Here is a 25,204-nt window from a genome sequence, read left to right on the forward strand (position 1 = left end):
AGATGAGAGAGAAAGAAGGGTATTGATGAAAAAAATATATTATTTAGCCGCTTTATTTTTAGCGGCATTAAACTTACGTCCGATCATTACTTCCGTAGCTTCCATGATGAGCATGATCCAATCGGAGCTTGGCGTAAACGCACTGACAGCAAGTCTTTTGACCACTTTGCCTGTTCTTTGTATGGGAATATTTGCTCCTGTTGCGACGATACTCAGCCGGCGTTTTGGTTTAGAAAGAACGCTGTTTTTCTCAATTCTGCTTATCACGATTGCCACCGCACTGCGTGGTACAAGCCAATCGGTTGCTATCCTTCTCATGACTGCGTTTGCAGGAGGGGTAGGGATTAGCTTTGCGGGTCCTTTATTGTCTAGTTTTATTAAAAAATATTTCCCGAGAAATCCTGGTATCGTCAGTGTGTATTCAATTTCGATGACAATAGGTGCAGCGCTCGCTTCCGGCTTTACCATTCCGATTTATCTGCGCAGTCAGCATCATCTTCCATTTGCATTGTCCTGCTGGGCTATTCTAGGCGTGATTGCACTTATTCTATGGGTCGGTTTAGTTCGCAAAAATGAGCAGAGTGATCATGTAACTTTGCCGTTAAAATTGCCGTTGAGAAACAAAAAGGCCATTCAATTCACCTTGTTCTTTGGCTTTATGTCCAGTATGTTTTATTCTTTGACGGCATGGATTTCACCGATTGCTCTTAGTTTCGGAAACAGTCCGCAATATGCTGCCATGCTCTTGACCATATTTACACTCATTCAGATTCCGGTGGCACTACTCGTTCCAGCGGTCGTTACTCGATTAGGAAAACCGAAATTATTTCTCATCTTATGCAGTCTGTCTGAACTCATTGGACTTATCTTTCTTCTTCTGCCAATGCCGATCTTGCCAGCCGTCATTTTCCTAGGTATGGGTGCAGGTGGATTATTTCCTTTAGCGCTTATGCTCCCGATTATGGAGACGAGTACTCCGGAGGAAGCTGGAACATGGTCCGCGATGTCGCAGATGGGCGGGTACATCGTGGGTGGATTCGGTCCGTTTTTCATAGGTTTGGTTTTCGATCTAAGCGGACATTTTTATGCTTCCATTGTGGCAATGCTTGTCATCGTCATGCTGATGATTGGCGTTCAGTTATCCATGAATCTCGGTAAAAAACGCGAAGTGGGATCCAATTAAAGATAAATTGATCGGCTCTTTTATATAATTGCACAATGGAAATCGCCATAGCCTATTCCTAAATATATAGGCTATGGCGATTATTTTTTTAGAAGCTGCACCTGAACCATTTATCGTGCAAGATATTTTTCAACTTTACGGGTGGCTATTTCTGCAGCTTCCATGATCATTTCACCTAATGTTGGGTGAGGATGAATCGTCATTGCTAAATCTTCTGCTGTAGCGCCAATTTCTATAGAGAGAGCTAGTTCTGATATAAGAGTAGATGCTTCAACACCTACGATTTGTGCTCCTAGAATAAGACCAGATTCAGCATGGGCTACAATCTTCACAAAACCTTCTGGTTCTTTTAATGCAAGCGCTCGGCCATTAATGGAGAACATTGTTTTCCCAATGACAGTCGGAATGGATTGTTGCTTGCAATCCGTTTCGCTTAGTCCAACACTCGCCAATTCTGGACTGGAAAAAACAACAAGTGGGATCGCTTTATAATCTATAATAGAAGGTTTACCAGCGATTGCCTCTGCTGCAACCTTCGCTTCATAGGAAGCTTTATGAGCCAGAGCAGGACCCTCGGTGATATCACCAATCGCATATATGCGCGGGATGGATGTTCTGCATTGTTCATCAATTTCAATACGTCCGTGAGAGGGAATAGACAACCCGATAGAATCAAGACCTAATGTTCCATCTGTATTCGGTTTTCTACCGACAGTAATTAGGGCATATTCCGCTTTCACCGTGTAGCTTTCTTTCTGTTTCTCATAATGAAGATCAATTCCGCTCATATGCTGCTCGGCATCTGTGACGTTTGCTCCTGTAATCAGCGTGATGTTATCTTCTTTCAATTGACGAACGACAGGCGAGACAAGTTCACTTTCAAAGCCAGGCAATACTTGATTGCCACCTTCCAAGATGGTGACTTTTGTTCCAAATCTTGCAAACATCTGCCCTAGTTCAACACCAATATACCCGCCCCCAACTACGACAAGGCTTTTAGGGATCTCGGGAAGGGAGAGTGCTTCAGTGGAAGACAATATACGACCTCCGAAAGGGAGTGATTTAATTTCAATTGGACGGGAACCGGTTGCTAGTATAAGGTGTTTGAAGTTGATTCGCTTTTCACCTTTTTCGGCATGTTGAATGAGCGCTGTATGCTGATCGATCAAGCTTGCCTCGCCTTCCAGTATGGTAACTCCCGCTGACTTTAACAAAAATTGGACGCCTCCCGCTTGTTTTTTCACAACAGCTTTTTTGAACGCTTGAGCTTCCTTGAAAGAGTTGCCATCTTGAAAACCACCCCATTGGGTGCGGAGTTTGAACCGCTCTGCTTCTGCTATTAGCGCCTTTGAAGGGATACAGCCTACATGGGTGCATACTCCACCTAACTGATCACGCTCTACAATCGCTGTCTTCATGCCGAGATGAGCTGAACGTAATGCCGCCACGTAGCCTCCCGGACCTGATCCAATTACTAATGTATCTACTGTTTCTAAATGAATCATTTCTTGCACCTCCAACTTTAAAATATGATGACCATAATATATTATAGTCGTCATATTTTAATGAAGTCAATCCTATCTAGTAAGGAAAGATGGATTTCAGTCAATTGACACAAGATAATATGATGAATATAATATTTTGATAGTCATACTTAGAATCAGTGAAAGAGAAGGAGGTTAGGAAGAGGAATGCCTTACCCGAAAGGTCATAAGTCAAAAGTGAGAGAGCAGATCATTGCAAGTGCTGCACGAGCATTTCGAACAAATGGCGTTCGTAATATCAGTTTGCCATTTATTATGAAAGGGGCAGGTCTAACTCATGGAGGATTTTACGCTCACTTTAAGAACAAGGATCAGTTAGTGATAGAGGCTTTTCATTTTGCTATTACTGATACGATAAAGCTGCTACAAAGTGTTGCAGACAAGAAAGCAGACCAGCCTCGAATTCAGACGATCATTGAATTTTATTTAAGTTCCGTTCACCGTGATCAGATGGAGGTCGGCTGTATACTGCCTGCGCTGGCAGGAGAAATTTCTCAATTATCGCAAGAGGTACGGAAAGCTTATACCGATGAACTGAAACGATTTATGGAGTTTATAGCTGATGCTGGAAACATAGATCTCTCTACGAGTTACGCACTAGTAAGCAGCATGATTGGTACAATCGCTCTTGCACGTGCTGTCAATGATTCGCATTTCAGTGATCAATTGTTACTGGCAGGGATAATGCAGGCAAAACGCGTTCTAGAGGAGAATTAACATTCAAATAAAAACATAGGGGATGTTGCGATGTTGATTAGAGAAGCAAGCATAGAAGATTATCCAGAATTAAGACAAATCTATTTAGAATCCCGACGCCAGAGCTTTCACTGGCTCAATCCAGAAGAACTCAATCTGCAAGATTTTGATCAAGATACGCAGGAAGAGCAAATTTTCTTAGTTGAAGAGAACAATAAAACCCTTGGATTCATTTCTCTATATGTACCAGATCGTTTTATTCACCTCTTGTTTGTACATCCAGAAGCTGCTGGTCAAGGGGCAGGCGATCTGCTGCTCAAACAAGCGATAAAAGTTTTGGGAACACCAGTCACCCTCAAATGTGTCTCCGAAAATCACAAAGCTTTATCTTTTTATCAAAAAAGAGGCTGGAAGGCTGTTGTAGAAGAAGGAGAACCTGGGGCGGAATACTGGGTGCTTATTTATGAATAGAAGTCTTTTTACCTTATTATTCACAGGGCCTTTTATAGGGCCTTTTTGCGGTTTCTTTTCGGTGTCGAATGGTTCATAAAATGATAATATATGTCATTATAGGGAAAATAGAGGAAGGGGTAAGGGCTGATGGAGAAATTGCTTTCTTCTCACGTCGGTTTGAAAATCAATGAATGGTATTATCATATTCAAAGATTTAACGTACCGGACGCCGAAGCATATAAAGAGGAAATCAAATCAATGCTTGATCATATGGAAGAAAATCAAGATTTATTATTGTATTTCTCACTCATGGAGTTCAGACATAAATTAATGCTTGATTACTTGAATCCTTTAGAAAATGGGAAAGAGCGGGCCAACTTCAAGGAGCTCGCAATGAAGATCAAAAGGGACCAAGAGAAATTAACAGGATTACTCGAGTATTACTTCAATTTTTTCTACGGCATGTATGAATTTGAAAACTATGAATACCTAAATGCGATTACCTTCTATAAACGGGCAGAAAAAAAGCTGTCTCTTGTCAGTGACGATATTGAACGGGCCGAGTTCAATTACAAGATGGCTGAAATCTATTACCACATGAAACAAACCCACATGTCCATGCACCATATCGCACAGGCGATACAATGTTATCGAGAAAAAGATACATACACTGTAAGAGAAATACAATGTTCTTTTGTGATCGGATTGAACTATATAGATATGGGCTGCCCCGAAAAAGCAATACCCCATTTTCAACACGCACTAGAAAAAGCCGCCGACAACTCAACAAAACGATTAAAAGGATCAGCACTCTATAATTTAGGGTTGAGTTATTTTCATAATAAAGAAATAGCACAAGCAATTATTCATTTTAATGACTCAATTCGAGCATTTAGAGAACAGGGATACGAACATTTAAATAGAATCTTAGACCCGCTCATTATGTTGTCAAAAGCCTACTTCAAAAAGAAAGAACAGGATTTAGGTATATATGCTTTAAATAACGGCATAGAACTATCTGAAAAGCTGAAAGATCATGTGCTGTTATTGATATTCAAATTTTTAAGGTCACTATACGTTGACAACAATTTTGAGCAGTTGGAAAAAATAATGGAATTGCTAGAAATAAAGTCAATGTATCCTGATCTTGAAGATTTAGCAAAAGATGCTGCAAAATATTATAATGAAATGGGAGATAAAGACAATGCGATGCATTTCTATGAAAAGATTCTTTATTTCCAAACTCAAGTGAAGCGGGGGGACTGATAGTATGAAATTTAAAACATTATCAGTCGTATGCGTGATGATCAGTGTCATCAGTATTGTTGGTTATTTTACATCTGAAGTGACAGCAAGTCATGATGAAGCTAGGAGAGGTCATACTGCAAGTATCGGTTATACTGCTAAATAAAAAGCCCCTTAAGGGCTTTTTATTTTAAAACGGAATATACGCTATGAATAAAGAATATTTTTTCCATAGAAAAGATATTAAGGAGGAAGTAAAATGACAATGTTAAAATCAACATTATTTCGAAGGATTTTCATTATATCTTTTGCTTTAACCTTTATGATTAGCCTGTTCAATATGGCTGTGTTTCCAGGGACGCCAGCGTCTTATTATGTTGGCCTTGTTTGTAAGATGTTGTTTATCAGTTTGTTAAATGGTTTGTTTTTTGGAACAATCATCTATTTGATTGGCGTCTTTCTCGGTGCTAAATCTTCAAAGGAAAATCAATAATAAGTGAGCGGCTAAAAAATTTGATATCTTATGAAAGAGAAAATGAGATTACTTCATGTATGAGCTAGCTAGATCGCAAATCCTCCATATGTATTTTCCATCAAACTTTACATTATTTTTAATATCCTACTGCATTATATTTTAAAGGATGTTACCGTTGGTTGTAAGGAATGATTGGCCAGTCTTCCAATAAAAATTGGAGGGAAATCATGAATTACAAAATTGAAATGTTAACGAATATGAAAATGGTGTATATGAGAAATATAGGATCATATGGCAGCAAAGAGAATTTTGAGATGATGAAGAGATTTAAAAAATGGATTAAGCAACATCATTTAAATGATGAATTAAAGGAATATGGTATATATGGTGTTCCTCAAGATGATCCTGGAAAAATTCCATCAGAAAAATGCAGATACGACCTCATGCTTATGACAAATAGAGATTTCTCAAAAGATCAAATGGTTCAGACTGGTCATTTTGAAGGGGGAACGTATGCTGTGTTTACAGTGACACATACAACCGAAAAAGTTAATTTGTTCTGGAGACAATTGCCCCAAATGATCCAAAACAATCAATTGAACATGCGTCAGGAACCTATCATAGAGCGATATAGAGAAGAAGAAGGCGTGTGTGAGTTCTTACTGCCTATCTTTTAAACACTTTATCGAACTGCAATGAAAACAGACCTCTTATGGTCTGTTTTCATGATAATATATGTTTAAATATTCTACGACTCGCTCCTTTAAATAACGATACTGATCCTCATTCGTATCTTCAAACGCTTCTTCTCGATTTGAAGGTACATCCATATAAACGATTTCCTCTGAGAATTGTGAAGAAGTAAAGTCGATTCTTTTTCCATTCACTACGTTGTAAAAGTGCCATCCGTTGGGTAATGCGGTTTTGTTTATTTTTCCGCCTAAAAGATCATGGACGACTAAAGAAGTGACACCGCATTGTCCATTGGCCGGGTTTTCTTTACTCCATTTTGAACTAGATTGAGAAGACCATGCTTTAAAAAGAGCATCAATGATTTCGTCTGTCGTGTAGAGGTTCCTGATAAAAATCCTTTCTATTTAAAAGCTGAATATAGTATCTGTTTAGTCTATAGTAGATTTTTTTTCGATCAAAATCCAGATGCTATACTATGGCTAAACCAATATAACAATGAAGATTCATGACAGGAGGAGCTCGGTGTGGTATTCATCATAGGTATTGTAATCGCTTATATTGTTGCTATTTTAGGCTTTACTGTTTTCGTAGATGTAGGGAATGGGCTGGGAACGGTTTTTAGCATCATCGGTGCAATGGTCATTTTATGGATAGCGGGTAGGCTGCAAAGGCAAAAAGAAAAGAATGATCCAAATATATTATTAGATAAAATGATGATGCTTTTTCAAGAAGACGGGTTTCAGGCTTCAACATACATCTTTTCACAAAATGTGGATAAAGGCTTTGCGATTGATGATGAGCGAAAGGTAATACGCTTAATTACACATCAACCTGGCCGCTCATCTCGAAAATTCAAGTTTGAAGTCACTGAGCTTTCCTTGAAAGAGTTGAAACAAGTTGACATGTTAGAAGATGGTGTGCCGATTGAACAATCTGTTGAGAGTGATAATAATGAAGAGATCTCGACACTTGAATTGAGATTAACTATGAATGATCAGGAATCATCAACGATCACGTTCACCTTTCTGGCATTTGATGTCCCTGTTCGTAAGAGCACTGCCGAATATTTGACTGAACGAGAAAATCTGAAGGAGATTTATCATGAAATTGATTCAATGATGAAATCTGCGGTTTAATAAATGACTGTTCATAAAGAAGAAATCACCATTTGAGGTGGTTTCTTTTTTTATGTCCATCAAGACAAAGCTGGTTCAATCATTGCGGTTGAATGTTTTTCTCAAAAATGAATAAAGATAGACTAGACACGAAAACGAACATTGATATCGAAATGACTGGAGGAAACATACATGCAAAAGCTTTGCAGGGAAGTCTGGATCGAGGTCAATCTTGACGCGATTAAAAGAAATATCGAAGCCATTCAAGCGCATATTCCAAGGAAAAGCAAGATCATGGCTGTCGTAAAGGCGAATGCTTATGGACACGGTTCAGTTGAAGTAGCGCGGCAAGCACTAGAAAGCGGTGCGACAGAGCTTGCGGTTGCCAGCTTGGAAGAAGGCATTGTATTGCGGAGAGCAAAAATTGAAGCACCGATTCTGGTCCTTGGATTTACCCCGCTCGACTGTGTGAAAAGGGCTGCAGCCTGGAGAATTGACCTCTCCGGCCTTCGAGAAGACTGGATTGTTCAAGCAAATGAGATCTTAGCGGAAGAAGAAAGTCAGCATCGCCTTGGGATTCATGTCAATGTTGACACAGGGATGGGACGATTAGGTGTACGGACAAAGGAAGAGCTGTTAGAGGTGGTGGAGGCGCTTGAAAAGAGTGAAAACCTGAGGTGGGATGGAATATTTACGCATTTCTCCACTGCGGATGAGCCTGACCCTGATTTCACACTGCTGCAGCACAGCATTTTTATTGATTTTCTTCGTTTCTTAAAGAAACAAGGCATTACTTTGCCCACGGTACATATGAACAATACAGCGGCTGCCATCGCATTTCCTGAATTTAGCGCAGATATGATACGGCTAGGCATCGGACTTTATGGACTGTATCCTTCGCAATACATTGAGAGTTTAGATGCTGTTCAGCTAGAGCCCGCTCTCAGTTTAAAAGCAAGGATTGCGTTCGTGAAGGAAATGGTGACAAAGCCAAGGACCGTCAGCTATGGGGCAACCTATGTAGCCAAACCTGATGAAGTTATAGCAACTATACCAATCGGTTATGCAGATGGGTACTCACGAGCATTATCCAATCGAGGATTTATGCTTTTCCGTGGAAAACGAATGCCGATTGCTGGCCGCGTCACCATGGATATGACCATGATCAGTTTAGGAGAAATGAAAGCAAAGCAAGGCGAAGAAGTCGTCATATATGGTCGTCAAAAGGGCGGAGAAATTTCTGTCGATGAAATCGCCGAAATGCTCAATACGATCAACTACGAAGTCATCGCCACCTTAAGCCGCCGCGTCCCAAGATTTTACCGTCGAGGCGGGAAGATTATTAAAATATCGACACCGGTGATGTATGTGTGATCTCAATTTAAGCACACTGCAAAATTCGATTAGCCCCCTTTACATGGCAAGGGGGCTAACTTTCACGACTTAAGCACGATACTCTTTATCTAAAATAAGAATTGGTTTAATCGTAGATCCATTTTTAGAATCTTCAAAGGCTTGTTCAATATCTTCTAATTCGTAGAATTTTGCTAGTTTCTCAACTGGGAATTGTCCATTTTTAAAGAACTTCACTAGTTTAGGAATAAGTAGTTGTGGAACGGCATCCCCTTCTATCACACCTTTTAACGTGAGAGCATTGATCATTAGGTCATTTGTTACATTAAATGTTAAATCGCGCTTTCCTACTGCTACTGTTGCACAAGTCCCTTTGACACGCAGGCAATGAAGGGCAGCTAGAGTGACTTCTGGTACACCAGTTGTTTCAAATGAGTAATGTGCACCTTTGCCTTCTGTTATTTCCTTAATTTTTTCAGCTGGATTCTCATGCTTACTGTTGACGATATGTGTTGCACCTAATTCTTTTGCTAACTCAAGGCGGCTATCATGAATATCAACGGCAATAATCGGATCACAGCCAGCGATTTTTGCTGCCATTAACCCACTTAAACCAACAGCACCTGTACCGAACACTACAAAGCTTGTACCTGGTGCTGGAGCAAGTGAATTTAAGACAGTACCGCTCCCGGTCATTAAGCCGCATCCGAATGGGCCTAAATAACGTAAATCGGTTTCTTTGTCTACTTTCACCACATTTTTCTCATCAACCGTGGCATATGTACCAAATGACGATTGACCAAAAAATTGCGATACATCTTGGTGATCATGTGTATGAAGTGGCGTTTCATTATGCTTATTACGACCAGAGAAATTCAAAGGCATCATGTTCTCACATCCACCTGCGTTCCCATCTAAACAATTATGACAATGACCACAATAAGAGAAACCTAGTACAACGTGGTCTCCTTCTTGAACGGTTGTGACATTAGAACCTGCTTTGACTACAATGCCAGAGCCTTCATGTCCTAATAAAGCAGGACGTGGGACAGGAAGCGTTCCATCTAATACTGTCGCATCAGTATGACAGACGCCAGATGCAACAATTTTGACGAGCACTTCATCTGCTTTTGGGTCATCTAGTAATAACGTTTGTTTCTCGAAATCTTTTTCATTTGTTGTGACCATCGCTTGAATTTCCATATCATGTGCCCTCACTTTGTATAGTATAATATTTAATAAAGTTAGATCAAATGTCACAAAAAATTCATTTCTTTATGACTAATTTGATTGTAGGACGAAAGATTTTTCGTTTCAATCAGCAAAAAAACTTTTTTGTATAGGTTTTCAACACACAGGAATTTATGTATCTCTAATCAACATTTTTTAAAAAGTGTCTAAAGGAGGGGCCAATGATCAAAAAAGAGGATCGCCGTGTTGAGCGAACAAAAGAAACACTTCGGCAAACATTCAAAATACTAGTAAAAGAAAAAGGATATTCGCACGTAAAAGTAAAGGATATTGTGGAAAATGCAAACTATAATCGGACGACGTTTTATGTGCATTATGAAAGTAAAGATGAACTAGCAGCAGATTTTATTTATCGGGAAATGGAAGATTTCGAATATGAATTTTGTAAGCCGACTCGTGAAAATCCCCTGTTAGACTTAACTCGCATGAAACCAGAGGGCACCTATGTATTTCAATATATCGTCGAAAATCGAGACTATTATGATTTATTAGTTATGGAAGACCGCATCCCGCAAATACAAGAACAATTGCTTAAGAAAATACAATACATCTTCCAAAATAGAATGTCGTTTGTGAGTGATCAGTATGCAGAAATCAACGACAGTTATTTTATCCAATATCGTTCATACGGCATCTTTGGTTTTATCATTGAATGGATTAGAAATGACTACAATGCGTCCCCCTCTGAAATGGCACGCCGCATTATCAATTTATTATATAATCAATCCTCACTCATGATTGAGCTGAAGAGCGATGAACCGATTATTAAAACGTGATGTTTAGAACATATCTTCATCACACCACATATTTAGATGATTGAATGAGTGATTTTTGGTTTCATTTGATTTTTAAAGTGATTCATCTTAATTTCTTTAAATTGTAAACTTTGTAAAAAAACGAACGATAAAAGGAGGGAATATAACGAGTTGGAGGAATAGGAAATGAAAAAAAGATTTTTATTATTCATCACGGTACTTCTGTTATTGAGTACCCTTAGTCCATTCAAATTAAATGCAGTGGAAAATTCAACTGGATGGACGAAACGAGCTGATCTACCAGAAGAACGTATAAATGCTGGTGTGGGAGTTGTTGATGGAAAGATTTATGTGTTTGGTGGAGCAAGTGAAAAAAATAAATTAAACAACCAAACATTTATGTATGACCCTAAGAAAGATGTGTGGGAAGAGAAAGCAAGTATGCCAAGATATAGAACAGGTGGAACATATGCTACTGTAGGTAAAAAAATCTATTTAATAGGCGGGATTAACGAAGATACTAAAGTAGCCTATAATACGATTGATATTTATGATGCAGAACTTGATCAGTGGGCTGAAGAACCGATTCAAATTCCAAGAGACCCTGTATTTTCAACTTATAGCAAGGGAACTTTGTACGCAGTTGCAGTGAAAGAGAATATATATATTGTCTCTTCAAAAAACTCTTATAAAAATAATGTCTATCAATTCAATACTGCCACTGGTGAATGGAAGAGCTTGGACTCATCGGCTTTACCATCTCGAAATGGAAGAGCCATTTCTGCAATTGACGGCAAAATATATGTTGCAGGTGGAGAAAATTCGATCGGGCATAGTAGAGAAAGATCTTTGTTCCAGTATGATATTTCATCAGATAAATGGAGTAAATTAAAAGATAGTGACTTAACCTCATATGTATTTGAACCGGCCTACGAAACATATAATGGAAAATTCTTCGTTATTGGTGGACAGCGGACTGGTGATCGTTCAAGTGAAATACTGAATAAAGTTCAAATTTTCAATCCAAAAGATGGTCAATTTAAAAATTCAGCGTATGATTTACCAGAAGGTAGAGTATCAGCTGTCGCGGCAATTGTTGATGATCAATTGTATGTCATTGGCGGACGTAACTACTCATATTATATGGGGAATTTTTCTGCAAAAAGTGATTACAAATCAGTGATTTCTATTCCATTAAGTGACTTGCAAATAACTGAAGATGAAGCAAAGCCAGATGAAGATGCAACAGAAGAACCAAAAGATCAGGACGGAACAAAACCTGGTGATGGATCCACGGAAGAACCGAAAGATCAAGACGGAACAAAACCTGGTGATGGGTCCACGGAAGAACCGAAAGATCAAGACGGAACAAAACCTGGTGATGGGTCCACGGAAGAACCGAAAGATCAAGACGGAACAAAACCTGATGATGGGTCCACGGAAGAACCGAAAGATCAAGATGGAACAAAACCTGGTGATGGGTCCACGGAAGAACCAAAAGATCAGGATGGAACAAAACCTGGAGAAGAAACTGCGAAAGGTATACTTTCTATAACCATGATCAACGGGCTGCAAAAGGATTATCTGCTTTCAATGAAAGAAATCAACGATTTTCTTAACTGGTACAAAGAAAGAAGCTTTGGTATTGGTATGAACTTCTATGAAATCAATGATGAACACAATAAAGGTCCTTTCATAAGTAAGAAGGATTATGTCGTATACCAAAATATCTTAATGTTTGATATCAAGCAATACTGAAATTCATAAATGATAAAGCTGCTGAAAGAGATCAGCAGCTTTAATTTTTATAAAATTGTTAAATTTAGGATTAACGTCATGAAAAAATGTGATATCTTTTAAAAAATCTGCTAAACATCCTATAACCACATCCGATAATAGAATTGTCAGGGTTGATAAGCCCTAGAATAAAGGACTTTTTTCAGACAAGGACGTCTGTCAGGTCCCACATACATGGAGGTAATAGGAAATGAGAATTAACCACAATATCGCAGCACTTAACACATTAAACCGTTTGTCTGCAAACAACGGTGCGAGCCAAAAGAACATGGAGAAACTTTCTTCTGGTCTTAAAATCAACCGTGCAGGAGATGACGCAGCAGGTCTTGCGATCTCTGAAAAAATGCGTGGACAAATCCGCGGATTAGAAATGGCTTCTAAAAACGCACAAGACGGTATCTCTCTTATCCAAATCGCTGAAGGTGCATTAACTGAAACTCACTCAATCCTTCAACGTGTTCGTGAACTAGTGGTTCAAGCTGGAAACACTGGTACACAAGACGATACAGACCTTGGTGCAATTCAAGAAGAGATTGATGCTCTAGTACAAGAAATCGGAAATGGTACTGATAAAAACGGTATCTCTGATCGAACTGAGTTCAACGGTAAGAAGTTGTTAAATGGCGATTTTGCTAATGGAACAGCTACTTTAACTTTCCAAATCGGTGCTAACGGAACTCAACAATTATCAGTTAACATTGAAGCAATGTCTGCTGACAAACTTGGAACAGATCCAACTGATGCAACTAAAACAGTATCTGCGCTTAAAGTAACTGATTTCGCAACAACTGCTGCTAATGCTGCAGGTGGATTTGACGAGCAACTTCAAATCGTTGATGATGCAATCAAGCAAGTATCTACCCAACGTTCTAAACTTGGTGCAGTCCAAAACCGTCTAGAGCACACAATCAACAACCTTGGTGCTTCTGGTGAAAACTTAACAGCTGCTGAGTCTCGTATCCGTGACGTTGACATGGCGAAAGAGATGAGTGAGTTCACAAAGAACAACATTCTTTCTCAAGCGTCTCAAGCAATGCTTGCACAAGCGAACCAACAGCCACAAAACGTACTTCAATTACTACGTTAATGAAAAGCCCCTTAAGGGGCTTTTTTTCTTGATAACTTACTACTTAGATTGTATAAGTTAAACTAGATATAAAAGGTTGGTAAATTAATAATAAAATTAAGACTAAAGATGTGAAAATGCTAAACTTTCTATGTAATTATCCGATATTTTAAATGTCGGGGCATCTAAGCCCTAGAATAAAGGACTTTTTTCAGACAAGGACGTCTGTCAGGTCCCACATACATGGAGGTAATAGGAAATGAGAATTAACCACAATATCGCAGCACTTAACACATTAAATCGTTTATCTGCAAACAACGGCGCGAGCCAAAAGAACATGGAGAAGCTTTCTTCTGGTCTTAAAATTAACCGTGCAGGAGATGACGCAGCAGGTCTAGCGATCTCTGAAAAAATGCGTGGTCAGATCCGCGGTTTAGAGATGGCTTCAAAAAACGCACAAGACGGTATCTCTCTTATCCAAATCGCTGAAGGTGCATTGACTGAAACTCACTCAATCCTTCAACGTGTACGTGAATTAGTGGTTCAAGCTGGAAACACTGGTACACAAGACGATACAGACCTTGGTGCAATTCAAGAAGAGATCAAGGCGCTTGTTGAAGAAATTGGCAATGGAGCAGACAAAAATGGTATTTCTGATCGTACAGAATTCAACGGAAAGAAACTACTTGACGGTTCTTTCAGCGCAGCTGGTGCTACACCAAAATCATTAACTTTCCAAATCGGTGCTAATGGCGCGCAACAGTTATCAGTTAACATTGAAGCAATGTCTGCTGACAAACTTGGTGCAGTTGATCCCGGTACTGGTGATTTAGTAGCAAACCAAGCTGTAGCAGATATTGATGTTACAAAATTTGCAGCAAACGCAGCTGATGCAGCTGATGTTGGTTTTGATGCACAATTAGGAATTGTTGATGGAGCCATCAAACAAGTATCTACTCAACGTTCTAAACTTGGTGCGGTTCAAAACCGTCTAGAGCACACAATCAACAACCTTGGTGCTTCTGGTGAAAACTTAACAGCTGCTGAGTCTCGTATCCGTGACGTTGACATGGCGAAAGAAATGAGTGAGTTCACTAAGAACAACATTCTTTCTCAAGCGTCTCAAGCAATGCTTGCACAAGCGAACCAACAGCCACAAAACGTACTTCAATTACTACGTTAATGACAGGCCCCTTTATGGGGCTTTTTTTTTATGCTTTATTCTTCGCGTTTTCTCCAGTCTTATGATTCTTAAACCCCTGTTATAAATCATGAAAAATGACCTTTAAATTTGGCATACTCTAGCGAAACGATCATAGTGAATGAGACTTTATTCTTATTTATTCCTTTTTTGTTAAACATTTTCCATTAAAGTTCGATAAATGGATTGTAAGGCTTACAAAAAAATTCTAATTTAGAACTTTTGGATAAGGACGTCCAATTGGTTCAAACACACGGAGGTCATTTAAACATGAGAATTAACCACAATATCGCAGCACTTAACACATTGAACCGTTTGTCTGCCAACAATGGTGCAGGTCAAAAGAACATGGAAAAGCTTTCTTCTGGTCTTAAAATCAACCGTGCAGGGGATGACGCAGCAGGTCTAGCAATCTCTGAAAAAATGCGTGGACAAATCCGCGGATTAGAAATGGCGACGAAAAATGCACAAGACGGTATTTCTCTTATTCAAACTGCTGAGGGAGCATTGACTGAAACTCACTCAATCCTTCAACGTATTCGTGAACTAGTCGTGCAAGCTGGAAACACAGGTACTCAGGATGATACAGATCTAGGTGCGATTCAAGAAGAAATTGATGCGCTAGTCCAAGAAATTGGTAACGGCACAGATAAGAACGGTATTTCTGACCGTACTGAGTTCAACGGAAAGAAACTTCTTGATGGTACTTTTGCTGCTGAGCCAGAAGGCGGAGAAGCGAAAAAGCTTACTTTCCAAATTGGAGCTAACGGTGCGCAGCAATTATCAGTTCATATTGAAGCAATGTCTGCTGATAAACTTGGAGTTGAGGATAAAACAGTTTCTACTATTAAAGTAACTGATTTCGCCGAAATTGCAGCAGATGAAGAAGGTGGATTTAACGACCAATTAGCAATCATTGATGGAGCGATCAAACAAGTTTCAGACCAGCGTTCTAAACTTGGTGCCGTCCAAAACCGTCTAGAGCACACAATCAACAACCTTGGTGCTTCTGCTGAAAACTTAACAGCTGCTGAGTCTCGTATTCGTGACGTTGACATGGCGAAAGAAATGAGTGAGTTCACAAAGAACAACATTCTTTCTCAAGCATCTCAAGCAATGTTAGCACAAGCAAACCAGCAGCCGCAAAACGTACTTCAATTATTACGTTAATGAAAAAGCCCCCTTTAAAGGGGCTTTTTTTTGTTTCAATCGAATGACAGCAGGTGCTCTAGACGAAAGTCAGGAACTGCTTCATGGAAAAAAGCTCGGTTGCCTTCATCGTTCTTTTGATCCCATTGCTTCCACCATTCGGCGGTTTCTCCTGAGGTGTCAGCTTGAATCATGTCGTTCAGCTGTTCTAAGTTGATGATTTCTCTCGGTTCTGTTAAGAAAGAATGCATCCGGTGATACGCTTCAAGTCGTTTAGGCTGTTTTGTGACAATGGCGTATTGTACGTAGCGATTTAAAAATTCCTGTACGAACGTCAAGTGGGGGATGGTTGTTTCTCCTTTTAACTCGACACCGTCCCACGCCATATCAGCAATTGCACAAAGCCACCAGCCAAGTTCACTCGCTTGCTGCATTTGTTGTAATGTGTCCTTTTCAAAAGACAGCCGCTCATTTTTTTGTGCTTGTTTGAGCATTCGGTCAAGAGTTTGTGCTTCGAGGGCTGCCTTTGTCATGCCCTGCCCATGAATGGGATCTAACGTACACAAGGCATCGCCCATCACCAATAATCCACTTGGCCAATCCTGCATATGTTCATAGTGATGTCTCACGCAAGAAGGGACTCTAAATCCTTTTGGATTTGTAAAGGGCGTTAAATGGGAGATGGCTTCTGCTATCGCGGGATCGCTCAGTGCAGCGGTTTCTGAATCAAATTGATCTGCATCCGTTGTTGGATAATGTGAACCGCCAGCTGCAGAAAGAAGCACAGCTACTAAATCATGATCAACCCGTTCAAACAGTCCTGTTGGGATTTGCTTGTCTGGCTGGCCAACTACAACCATTGATTGCAGGGATGGCGCACCTGATGGTATTTGATAATATCTTGTGCTGTAGCCTAGAAACACACTTAACTCATCAGTCTGTGGCAAGGTTAATCCAGCGTCTTTCAACCATTTTGGCAACTTAGACATTCTTCCAGACGTATCGATCACTAAGTCTGCTTTCATTTCATGAAGGCTACCAGGTTTTACTTGCCGGTCCTTCACGATAAGCCCCATGACTTGATTAGTTCCCTCTTTAAACTGAAGGGAGATGGCTTCATGTTTTTCTAAAAACTGCACACGTTCCTCTGTTACCATTCTTTGCATCAATACCCACTCTAGCATTGCTCGTCTTGTGACGGCAGTTTCTTCTGTATCAGTGAGCGTTAACTCGCCATCTTTTGTGATAAATCGAGAGGTTTGATGCATGGTATTAAATCCGCCCATTGCCAGTAACTCTTTTGTATAACCAGGGAATAGACGTTCAACGATTTGCTTGCCAAGTGGCAGCATTCTATGTGGATGAAAGGCTTGAGGAGTGCCGAGACGATTCTCAGGAGAGTCTGGCAGTTCATCCTTTTCAATAATCAAAACTTGATGATAAAACGTTGATAAAACTTTTGCAGCGAGCATCCCGGTGATACCTCCACCAATGACGATTGCCCGCTCATATTTCATAGGTTGTGTCACAACATGCGCCTCCAATGAATACACAAAATGGTTACATGACCATTTCATCATATGTTGATTCATTAATTATAGCAAATATACGTTTGAATATAGAAAGGAAAGTACTTCTTTTTACTCGTAAATATGAAGAATTTCTTCTAATCATCATGATTATTTTAAAAAGTAACTATTAATTTAAGAAGAACGACCGATAAACTATATAAGGGGGTAGAGAAATTGGATATACTACAGAGTATTGTGACAGCAGCACCTTATATGATGCAGATTTTAAAAAACGAAGTGACGATGGGTGTCATTGATCGAGAGAAATTCTTGCTGTATTTGCCATCGAAAGATGTGGATTTTCAAATTCGTGCTGGAGAACTCATTAAACCAGATGATTTAAATATGAAAAAAGCGCTCAGAGGTGAAACATCAAGTACGTTTGTACCTGAATCGGTCTATGGAATACCGTTAAATGCAATGGGTCTGCCAATTTTTGATGAAAATCAACAAGTGATTGGTGCACTCGCTTTAGGTTTTCCGCTTAAAAATCAATTAGAGCTTGAAGCGTATATGGAGTCATTAAATGACATCATTCATAGTATTCAAGAAAAGGTGCATGTGGTGGCGGCGCATTCGGAGGAGCTTTCTGCGACAAGTGAGGAAATGACCTTACAAACGCAGCAAACACTTGAAAGCTCGAAAAAAACATCTGATATTACAAAAATGATTAAGGGCATTTCGAAACAAACGAGTTTGCTAGGATTGAATGCGTCAATCGAAGCAGCCAGAGCAGGAAAAGAGGGGGCTGGATTTAGTGTTGTAGCCAGTGAGGTTCAAAAGCTTTCAAGTGAAACTTCACGTGCAACAGAAAACATTGAAAGTTCACTGCAAGGAATTTCCTCTAATATACATACATTACTTGAGAGTATGGACCATATGAAAGGTTCATCATCAGAGCAGGCTTTACTTGTGACAGAGTTTAGTGAAATTGTGGAACGACTGACGAGCGTAAGTAAAGAAATGAAAGAATTCATGCAGCATGTGATGTCAACGTAAAAAACGAATCCAAGAGGGATTCGTTTTTTTTGATACGCTATTTTCTTTTGTTTCGGTCAAAGCGATAATCGTATGTTTCTCCTTTTACCACATTTAAAAATTCATGTCCAATTTGAACAAGCTGTCCATTTTTCCATTTGATGAGAGGGTCTTTATCAGGGTATTTCCAGTAAATCGTTTTCTTTCGGTGGGTGAGTTTGTTTTCAATCTCTGCTCTAACTGCGTTCTCCTTTAGTTTCCCTCCGCTATGTCGATAGGTGTTGATGATATATGTTCCGTCAGGTGATGTCATCGAGCGGATAAAGGTTCCGTGAGATACGCCTTGAAGAGAAAAACATTTCCAGTAAATGATGCCAGCGAAGCTAAGGATTAAGATGACAAAGGTGATGGTGGTTTTCTTTTTTAACATGAATTCCTCCAGATGTAGATCACAATATTTCTAATTTATGAGAGAGAATGCAAAAAGATTCATATAGTCCAAAAGTTCTATTCATTTCAATTATCGGTCATTTTTTCTCAAAATTCAACAGATAGCCGAAAAGATAAGGAAAATTTAAGGATGTATTAAGTCGATAGGTCATGCGAAATCCCTTTACAAAAGAATTTAAGATCAGTAGACTTATGCTCATATAGAGAAATGGGGAAGATGGAATGACGCAAATCATTGATACATATCAAAGTTATGAAGAGCTTTCCGCTCATGAAAGAGAGGGAATCGACTATCAAATTCTTCACGAGCGGAAAGGAGATCAGCTTTTGGTTTTGTCCCCTCATGCTGGGGGAATTGAATCTGGCGTGAGTGAGCTCATTCATGAAATCGCAAGTGATGATTCTATGTATTTATTTGAAGGTCTTAAAGTGAAAGGCAATCATGTGCTTCATATTACAAGCACACGTTTCAATGAGCCGGTCTGCCTTTCTCTAGTGCATGCCCATCATTACACGTTTGCGCTCCATGGCTACGGGGAAACGGAGGTGCTTCAAACATTAGTGGGCGGGACAGACAGAGAAAAAGCGGCAGAAACAGTGAAACGTTTAACGCTTAATGGATTTCCCGCAGTGCTGCTATCTGAATCTGATCGCTATTCTGGAACACACCCTCACAATATTAATAATCAATGTCTAACCGGAAAAAGTGTACAACTTGAAATCAGTCAGGCGCAAAGAAGAGCATTCTTTCAAGACTTCAGACGGCGCTATCGCCGTGAAACGCAAAATGAGCAATTTTATCGGTACACAAATGTACTCAAGCAAGTATTAAATCTTTATGGATAAACCCTGTCGCCCTATGCAGAAGAGGCTTACGTTTGATAAACAGCTTCTTTTTCCGCGACCTTCTCGGCTTTCATTAAATAAGATGTAAACTCTTGTTGGAAGCGAATGCCTGCTTTCCGCTGTTCGAACAAGGCGAGCCGCTTTTCAGCGAAAGCCCAGGTGACGTGAAATGTTTGCGCAATGTGCAAAATGGCTTGCTGCCGAAGGTGTGGAAGCTTCATTTGCATCAGCATAAAGGTCGGCACACAAAAGTGATACATGAATTGTTTAGCCTGAAACTCTTGCAGTTCTCGAAAGAGTTTGTGCATCTTGAAATGATTGCCTGCATGCTTCAGCACATGACAAAGCTCGTGGGCAAAATCCTGCCATTGTTCCTCTGACGATAGAGATCTGTTTAATATAATACTGTAAAGACCTTGATGTTTGATCATCATGCTGCCAGTATCCTCATAGTGGACCCATACATGAAATTCAGAAGCGATCCTTTGCATGTCTCTATAAGCAGGACCGCTTATTTGTAATTTGGCATATAACCGCTTAATCTCTTCTTCTAAATGGGTTAAAAAACCAGTCATTTAAAAACCTCCAAGCAAACGTATGTTCTGTTTTTGGCGTAAAAGAAAAGTCCATATAGGACTAAATAGCTAATGAAGCTATTACTTACTTTTAATATCGGCTTATTTTTAACAATTTTAACATAAAATCAAGGAAAAATGGAATTAATTCCTGTTTTTTTCTTCATTTTTGCGTTTTCCATTACTAAAAAGAGTGGATTGAATTCAAATTTTACCATAGTCTTCTCACTAAAACAAACACAAGTTGTCTTACGAACGCCACCAATTGATGAGAAAGATCAATTCAATTTAGCAAAAGGGAGTGCAGAACATGGTAGAAATTTATCAAGATTTTATTCCAGTTGGAAACGGGAACCGCCCAGGATACGCCATGACACCGATGTATGTGACGGTGCATAACACAGCAAACACGTCAAAGGGAGCGGATGCAAAAAGTCATGCGGCATATGTGAAACGCCCAACGACAGCGGAAAGCTGGCACTTTACAGTGGATGATCATGAAATCTTTCAGCATCTGCCGTTAAATGAAAATGGCTGGCATGCAGGGGACGGAAATGGAAATGGGAACAGAAAGTCGATCGGGATTGAAATTTGTGAAAATGAAGATGGGAATTTCCAGCAAGCGGTCAAACATGCGCAATGGCTCATTCAAAAGCTGCTGAAAGAGCATCATATTCCACTAGCGAATGTGGTCACACATCAGCACTGGTCTGGAAAAACATGTCCGCGTCTGCTTCTCGCTACATGGGATGAATTTAAAAAAGGAATTGAAACGGCAGGAGACCCTGAAACGGTCATCACGTATGTCGTCAAAAGCGGGGATACGTTAACGAGTATTGCCAAAGCTCATGACGTCACAGTTCAAGATCTTCAGAAGTGGAATAACATTAGCGACCCGAACAAGATTCAAATTGGACAGGTTCTCAAAATTTATCGAAATGATGGAAAAATGATGTATGAGCTGCCAGATGGGATTTTAAAGGTGACTTCGCCTCTAACGAAGGGAGAGCACGTACGCCTCGTCCAAAAAGCGCTTGCTGCTGTTTATTTTTACCCTGATAAATCGGCTGCAGATAAAGGCATCGATGGTGTTTACGGAGAAAAAACGGCGAATGCCGTAGCGCGCTTTCAGCTGGTGAACGGTCTGACAAGTGATGGGGTATACGGTCCTAAAACGAAGGAGAAGCTGCTTAAACTGTTAAATCAGTGAGTGTTTCTGTTTGTATGATTGGATGGCTGTTTCACTCTTTTCAATTAAACGCTTAGTATATGGGGATGGCTGATATTCAGCAAACTGAACATATCTCAGTTGTTTGATTTTCTTTTTCATTTTGGCACCTCAATCGTTGCAGCGTATAGTGTATTGTATGCAAGTCTATGTGAAAATGGAAGCAGGACGCGGATTTCGTTCCGCGTCCTTTAGTGTAATCAAGCCTTTTTATTTTTATACTCATCCAGAAGCTGTTCATTCTTTTTAAAAATTCGCTCAGTATGGGGGCTTACCTTATAATCGGCCATACTGATATGGCGTTTTTTCTTTAAAATCTTAAAAGGGTTTTTCTTAGGATTGTTGTTATCCCCTTGAAGTGCGTGGTCCATCTTCATCACCTTCCTCTTCGTCAGGCAAGATTAGGTCATAAATTGTTGTAAGTGATGTCATTAATAAATAGTCGAACTCCGTGACAATCTCATCGGAGGTGAGCTTAATGACAAAATGAGCATCTGCTACAGAAAATGGGATGAGCACCAAATGACCGAAATCATCGTAATATACTTCCTGCCTGTCAAGCTTCGCCTGAATAAGAGCCCGCTGGTCAAGTGTCCGAAGCAGGTCGTCTTTTTGTTCCTGCATATCGTATGGACAAAGCACCGCTTGAATATTCATCTTGTCGGCAAAAGAATAAATCAGCCGCTCAATTCCCTCTATATATGCCTCTACACTTCCATAATATACATGGATCGGTTCATTTTTCAATAGGTATTGGTACGTTTTTAGTTTATTGAGGTAAGAATGAAGCAGATCGTTATTTTGTTCAAGGAGTTGATGGGTGTCGGTTTCCAGCTCATGATTTCCGAGTTTCTTAATATAGGAGCTAAGAAAGATGAAGGCATCAGTTAATGCGAAAAATACGGCAATGATCAAGTAGTGCATCCAATCGGTGAAGATAGAAGAAGGGTCATTTGTCCAGTATACAACAGCACCCGCTACATAAATCCAATACCACGTTTTACGAATGGCAAACATCTTTTCTTTTACTTTTTGTTCAAAGCGCCAAACCGCAAATACATACACAGCCAGAGCACCTAGCAATAACCATACAGTCAATTGAAAAAATAATAGCATGTTCTTCTCTCCCATAGACAGATGAATACTTGTTTATTTCTATGGATATGATTGGAAACCCTGCTTCATGAAAAAATGTCCTGCAGAAGAAGGGTTTTAAGTGTACGGGCAAATAAAAAAAGACCTGTCAGACAGGTCTTTGATATTAGAGAATCGCATTTAACACAAAGTATATAAGAGCTCCTAGAGTTCCTGAAATCGGTAATGTAATTACCCAAGTGACAAGCATACGTTTTGCCGTACCCCAGTTAACCCCTTTGACTCTGTGTGCAGAACCTACACCTAGAATAGAAGATGAGATAACGTGAGTCGTACTAACAGGTAAGTGAATAAACGTCGCACCGAAGATAATAGCTGCACCCGTTAAGTCGGCAGATACTCCGTTTACTGGACGAATTTTCATAATTTTACCGCCGACTGTTTTGATAATCTTCCAGCCGCCGATAGAAGTACCGAGTCCCATTGCAAGCGCACAAGAGAATTGTACCCAGAAAGGAATGTCGTCTGTTGTATGCAAATTACCTGCAATTAAAGCCATCGTAATAATTCCCATCGCTTTTTGCGCATCGTTTGTCCCATGGGTATACGATTGCAGTGCAGCCGTTAAAATTTGAACACGTCGGAATTGTTTATTTGTTTTTGCGAGATTGTTGTTTCTAAATATAATTTTGATAATGGTATACACGATATATCCCAATACGAAAGCTAGGATAGGTGAAAGCAAAAGTGCTTGAATGATTTTAATGAATCCCGAATAGTTTAAAGCGCCAAAACCGGCAGAGGCAATAACCGCACCTGCAATTGATCCGATTAATGCATGTGAAGAACTACTCGGAATCCCGTAATACCAAGTAAGCAAGTTCCATGTGATAGCGGCAATTAAAGCAGCCAAGATCACAACAGAGCCGTTTTGAAGTGTAAATGGATCTGCGATGTCTTTTGTAATGGATTTTGCCACACCTGTAAATGTCATTGCTCCTAAGAAGTTCATGAACGCTGCCATGATGATCGCATGTCTGGGCTTTAATGCCTTCGTTGAAACTGAAGTCGCAATGGCATTTGCTGTATCGTGGAACCCGTTAATGAAATCAAAAGCAAGTGCACAAATGACAATAAGTATGGTAAGGATGAGTAATGTGTCCATGTTTAACTAACCCCGTTACGCATTCTTCATAATGATTGTTTCTAGATTGTTGGCAACACTTTGACAGGAATCTGCGATTTCTTCAAGTGTTTCGTAAATTTCTTTGTATTGAATCACTTTAATTGGATCTGTTTCTTTTCCAAACAAGTTCTTTAATGATTTACGATGAAGATTGTCACAATTATGTTCAATCTCTTTAATCTTGATTGCGTGCGGATGAATATCTTTCAAGCGATTTTCAGCTAGTAGATCAATTGTGATTAAAATTTCTTTCGCACACTCTCTGATGTAGTGGCTGAATTTGTCGATATGTTCGTCAGAGCTTGTAATTGAGTAAATTTCTAATGTTGCGGAAAAGTGCTCAATTCCATCTAAAACATCATCGAGGCTATTCGTCAATTGAAGAATGTCTTCACGTTCAATCGGTGTAATAAAGGCTTTGTTCAGCTCTTTAATCATGGTATGAACATGATTATCACCTTTTGTCTCATATTCCTTCAATGTGTCAGAAAATTCTTTCAGAGTGGTTTGATTTGTTACTTTATAGCTAACAAAATACTCAGCAGTTTCATCTAAATTTTTAGCAATTTCCGTTAACAAGACGGAAAACTTGTCTTTTTTCCTTTTTAACATGTAAAAACCCTCCATTGTATAAATGAGACAATGCACACATCAAATAATTATATATTCTTTTGTCGAAAAAAAACAGGTGTAGTCGAAAATTTCTTCACTTTTTCTATTTGATCTTATTCTGACCTAAAGATGTGATCTCAACACACCTTTTTCTAAAAGGGGAAAAGCAACGAAAAAAGCGGGCCATATTTGGCGCCGCTTAAAGGCTAAGAAGCTGAATGAATCAGCGTAAACCGTTCACAAACAAGAAGCATATCCTCTTTGAATTCTAAACCGTATGATTGGAGTGCTTCTGTGAAAAATTCTTTATGTTCTCTGTACCAATAGTCATAAGATAAGTCGCCTTCACCCTCTGCTTGTGCAAATGATACGGGGACTTCATTCATTGGCATGACATCAACATGTGTAATTTCAATGATGGCTTTTGGCTCTTCTTGGCTGTCCAAAATGACCGCATATTGTCCGGGTTGTGGAAAAGGCTCCTGTTCCTTTTCATAAAAAAGGTGTCCAGAACAAGTGGCTGTTTTTTTTCCTTGCTTTACAAGATCAAGCAAATGATCAGGATCTGAGCCGAATGCCCACGCCGAAACAAACGCGTCAGCAGGTGCTTTTTCTGATTTCTCTTTCCAATAGTCTTCCCAAAATAATCTGCATTTGTTGTTCAATGTTTTTCCCCCTCTTTGTTGT

The 25,204-nt window shown here is 39.6% G+C and carries 29 protein-coding genes; 17 read left to right on the plus strand and 12 right to left on the minus strand.

Annotation, left to right across the window (positions count from 1 at the left end; translation table 11 throughout):
* The first annotated feature begins 25 nt into the window (after window positions 1-25).
* Window positions 26-1,183, plus strand: a complete 1,158-nt coding sequence (locus H7F25_RS04785; RefSeq protein WP_185854343.1) for an MFS transporter — start codon at window positions 26-28, stop codon at window positions 1,181-1,183.
* A 110-nt stretch (window positions 1,184-1,293) separates the two neighbouring features.
* On the opposite strand, the gene lpdA is transcribed toward H7F25_RS04785, so the two are convergent.
* Window positions 1,294-2,688, minus strand: a complete 1,395-nt coding sequence (lpdA, locus tag H7F25_RS04790; RefSeq protein WP_185854344.1) for a dihydrolipoyl dehydrogenase — start codon at window positions 2,686-2,688, stop codon at window positions 1,294-1,296.
* A gap of 186 nt (window positions 2,689-2,874) precedes the next feature.
* Here lpdA and H7F25_RS04795 point away from each other — a divergent pair, with 186 nt between their 5' ends.
* The 6 genes from H7F25_RS04795 to H7F25_RS04820 all read left to right on the plus strand — a co-directional run bounded on the left by H7F25_RS04795 (window position 2,875) and on the right by H7F25_RS04820 (window position 6,273).
* Window positions 2,875-3,444 (plus strand): TetR/AcrR family transcriptional regulator, encoded by a 570-nt coding sequence (locus tag H7F25_RS04795; RefSeq protein WP_185854345.1) that lies wholly within the window; start codon window positions 2,875-2,877, stop codon window positions 3,442-3,444.
* 30 nt (window positions 3,445-3,474) lie between these two features.
* On the plus strand, window positions 3,475-3,894 hold the full coding sequence (locus H7F25_RS04800) for a GNAT family N-acetyltransferase (RefSeq protein WP_185854346.1): 420 nt from the start codon (window positions 3,475-3,477) through the stop codon (window positions 3,892-3,894).
* 129 nt (window positions 3,895-4,023) lie between these two features.
* A complete protein-coding gene (locus H7F25_RS04805) occupies window positions 4,024-5,142 on the plus strand; it encodes a Rap family tetratricopeptide repeat protein (protein ID WP_185854347.1) in 1,119 nt (372 codons plus the stop codon).
* A gap of 4 nt (window positions 5,143-5,146) precedes the next feature.
* Entirely contained in the window at window positions 5,147-5,287 is a 141-nt protein-coding gene (locus H7F25_RS04810; RefSeq protein WP_185854348.1) for an aspartate phosphatase, read from the plus strand.
* A gap of 93 nt (window positions 5,288-5,380) precedes the next feature.
* Window positions 5,381-5,614: a hypothetical protein gene (locus tag H7F25_RS04815; protein WP_041105908.1), complete on the plus strand. Its 234-nt coding sequence runs from the start codon at window positions 5,381-5,383 to the stop codon at window positions 5,612-5,614.
* Window positions 5,615-5,823: 209 nt separating this feature from the next.
* On the plus strand, window positions 5,824-6,273 hold the full coding sequence (locus H7F25_RS04820) for a GyrI-like domain-containing protein (protein WP_151862982.1): 450 nt from the start codon (window positions 5,824-5,826) through the stop codon (window positions 6,271-6,273).
* A gap of 33 nt (window positions 6,274-6,306) precedes the next feature.
* Here H7F25_RS04820 and H7F25_RS04825 read toward each other — a convergent pair whose 3' ends face one another.
* Window positions 6,307-6,678, minus strand: a complete 372-nt coding sequence (locus H7F25_RS04825; RefSeq protein WP_185854527.1) for a YunG family protein — start codon at window positions 6,676-6,678, stop codon at window positions 6,307-6,309.
* 135 nt (window positions 6,679-6,813) lie between these two features.
* Here H7F25_RS04825 and H7F25_RS04830 point away from each other — a divergent pair, with 135 nt between their 5' ends.
* Together H7F25_RS04830 and alr are read left to right on the plus strand one after the other, a co-directional pair.
* Window positions 6,814-7,425, plus strand: coding sequence for a GlsB/YeaQ/YmgE family stress response membrane protein (locus tag H7F25_RS04830; RefSeq protein ID WP_185854349.1), 612 nt, complete (start codon window positions 6,814-6,816; stop codon window positions 7,423-7,425).
* A 171-nt stretch (window positions 7,426-7,596) separates the two neighbouring features.
* On the plus strand, window positions 7,597-8,778 hold the full coding sequence (gene alr, locus H7F25_RS04835; protein WP_034621719.1) for an alanine racemase: 1,182 nt from the start codon (window positions 7,597-7,599) through the stop codon (window positions 8,776-8,778).
* A gap of 69 nt (window positions 8,779-8,847) precedes the next feature.
* Here the strand turns inward: alr and H7F25_RS04840 are convergent, their stop codons facing one another.
* Window positions 8,848-9,960 carry an NAD(P)-dependent alcohol dehydrogenase gene (locus tag H7F25_RS04840; protein WP_172880967.1) on the minus strand — a complete coding sequence of 371 codons (1,113 nt, stop codon included), beginning with the start codon at window positions 9,958-9,960 and terminating at the stop codon, window positions 8,848-8,850.
* 209 nt (window positions 9,961-10,169) lie between these two features.
* Between H7F25_RS04840 and H7F25_RS04845 the strand changes: the two genes are divergently transcribed.
* The 5 genes from H7F25_RS04845 to hag (H7F25_RS04865) all read left to right on the plus strand — a co-directional run bounded on the left by H7F25_RS04845 (window position 10,170) and on the right by hag (H7F25_RS04865) (window position 15,997).
* Window positions 10,170-10,784: a TetR/AcrR family transcriptional regulator gene (locus H7F25_RS04845; protein ID WP_151039333.1), complete on the plus strand. Its 615-nt coding sequence runs from the start codon at window positions 10,170-10,172 to the stop codon at window positions 10,782-10,784.
* Between the two features lie 165 nt (window positions 10,785-10,949).
* Window positions 10,950-12,521, plus strand: coding sequence for a Kelch repeat-containing protein (locus H7F25_RS04850; protein WP_185854350.1), 1,572 nt, complete (start codon window positions 10,950-10,952; stop codon window positions 12,519-12,521).
* A gap of 229 nt (window positions 12,522-12,750) precedes the next feature.
* Window positions 12,751-13,647, plus strand: coding sequence for a flagellin Hag (gene hag / locus H7F25_RS04855; RefSeq protein ID WP_185854351.1), 897 nt, complete (start codon window positions 12,751-12,753; stop codon window positions 13,645-13,647).
* Between the two features lie 238 nt (window positions 13,648-13,885).
* Complete coding sequence (hag, locus tag H7F25_RS04860; protein WP_185854352.1) at window positions 13,886-14,809, plus strand: flagellin Hag; 924 nt, start codon at window positions 13,886-13,888, stop codon at window positions 14,807-14,809.
* Window positions 14,810-15,097: 288 nt separating this feature from the next.
* Window positions 15,098-15,997 carry a flagellin Hag gene (gene hag / locus H7F25_RS04865; RefSeq protein WP_060596062.1) on the plus strand — a complete coding sequence of 300 codons (900 nt, stop codon included), beginning with the start codon at window positions 15,098-15,100 and terminating at the stop codon, window positions 15,995-15,997.
* A gap of 35 nt (window positions 15,998-16,032) precedes the next feature.
* Here hag (H7F25_RS04865) and H7F25_RS04870 read toward each other — a convergent pair whose 3' ends face one another.
* On the minus strand, window positions 16,033-17,505 hold the full coding sequence (locus tag H7F25_RS04870; RefSeq protein WP_185854353.1) for an FAD-dependent oxidoreductase: 1,473 nt from the start codon (window positions 17,503-17,505) through the stop codon (window positions 16,033-16,035).
* Window positions 17,506-17,721: 216 nt separating this feature from the next.
* On the opposite strand from H7F25_RS04870, the gene H7F25_RS04875 reads away from it, so the two are divergent.
* Window positions 17,722-18,546 carry a methyl-accepting chemotaxis protein gene (locus H7F25_RS04875; protein WP_122631218.1) on the plus strand — a complete coding sequence of 275 codons (825 nt, stop codon included), beginning with the start codon at window positions 17,722-17,724 and terminating at the stop codon, window positions 18,544-18,546.
* 37 nt (window positions 18,547-18,583) lie between these two features.
* On the opposite strand, the gene H7F25_RS04880 is transcribed toward H7F25_RS04875, so the two are convergent.
* Window positions 18,584-18,955: a DUF5412 domain-containing protein gene (locus H7F25_RS04880; RefSeq protein ID WP_024426772.1), complete on the minus strand. Its 372-nt coding sequence runs from the start codon at window positions 18,953-18,955 to the stop codon at window positions 18,584-18,586.
* 242 nt (window positions 18,956-19,197) lie between these two features.
* Here H7F25_RS04880 and H7F25_RS04885 point away from each other — a divergent pair, with 242 nt between their 5' ends.
* Entirely contained in the window at window positions 19,198-19,821 is a 624-nt protein-coding gene (locus H7F25_RS04885; protein ID WP_024424964.1) for a poly-gamma-glutamate hydrolase family protein, read from the plus strand.
* A 26-nt stretch (window positions 19,822-19,847) separates the two neighbouring features.
* Here H7F25_RS04885 and H7F25_RS04890 read toward each other — a convergent pair whose 3' ends face one another.
* Entirely contained in the window at window positions 19,848-20,396 is a 549-nt protein-coding gene (locus H7F25_RS04890; RefSeq protein ID WP_024426773.1) for an ImmA/IrrE family metallo-endopeptidase, read from the minus strand.
* Window positions 20,397-20,706: 310 nt separating this feature from the next.
* Here H7F25_RS04890 and H7F25_RS04895 point away from each other — a divergent pair, with 310 nt between their 5' ends.
* A complete protein-coding gene (locus tag H7F25_RS04895; RefSeq protein WP_122631219.1) occupies window positions 20,707-21,606 on the plus strand; it encodes an N-acetylmuramoyl-L-alanine amidase in 900 nt (299 codons plus the stop codon).
* On the opposite strand, the gene H7F25_RS04900 is transcribed toward H7F25_RS04895, so the two are convergent.
* The 6 genes from H7F25_RS04900 to H7F25_RS04925 all read right to left on the minus strand — a co-directional run bounded on the left by H7F25_RS04900 (window position 21,595) and on the right by H7F25_RS04925 (window position 25,182).
* Window positions 21,595-21,726, minus strand: a complete 132-nt coding sequence (locus H7F25_RS04900; RefSeq protein WP_120207232.1) for a type II toxin-antitoxin system SpoIISB family antitoxin — start codon at window positions 21,724-21,726, stop codon at window positions 21,595-21,597. The two genes, H7F25_RS04895 and H7F25_RS04900, sit on opposite strands and share 12 nt — an antisense overlap.
* Before the next feature lie 98 nt (window positions 21,727-21,824).
* The gene (locus H7F25_RS04905) at window positions 21,825-21,995 is read right to left on the minus strand and encodes a type II toxin-antitoxin system SpoIISB family antitoxin (RefSeq protein WP_024424961.1); all 171 of its coding nucleotides are present in this window, start codon (window positions 21,993-21,995) and stop codon (window positions 21,825-21,827) included.
* Window positions 21,970-22,740, minus strand: a complete 771-nt coding sequence (locus H7F25_RS04910; protein ID WP_024424960.1) for a type II toxin-antitoxin system SpoIISA family toxin — start codon at window positions 22,738-22,740, stop codon at window positions 21,970-21,972. Before H7F25_RS04910 ends, H7F25_RS04905 begins: the two co-directional genes overlap by 26 nt.
* A gap of 145 nt (window positions 22,741-22,885) precedes the next feature.
* Window positions 22,886-23,884, minus strand: a complete 999-nt coding sequence (locus H7F25_RS04915; protein ID WP_017359158.1) for an inorganic phosphate transporter — start codon at window positions 23,882-23,884, stop codon at window positions 22,886-22,888.
* 15 nt (window positions 23,885-23,899) lie between these two features.
* Window positions 23,900-24,517 carry a DUF47 domain-containing protein gene (locus tag H7F25_RS04920; RefSeq protein WP_024426775.1) on the minus strand — a complete coding sequence of 206 codons (618 nt, stop codon included), beginning with the start codon at window positions 24,515-24,517 and terminating at the stop codon, window positions 23,900-23,902.
* Between the two features lie 206 nt (window positions 24,518-24,723).
* Entirely contained in the window at window positions 24,724-25,182 is a 459-nt protein-coding gene (locus H7F25_RS04925; RefSeq protein WP_185854354.1) for an ASCH domain-containing protein, read from the minus strand.
* Window positions 25,183-25,204: the final 22 nt, after the last annotated feature.

The organism is Bacillus sp. PAMC28571 (genome assembly GCF_014250435.1).
Classification (GTDB): Bacteria; Bacillota; Bacilli; order Bacillales; family Bacillaceae; genus Bacillus; species Bacillus safensis.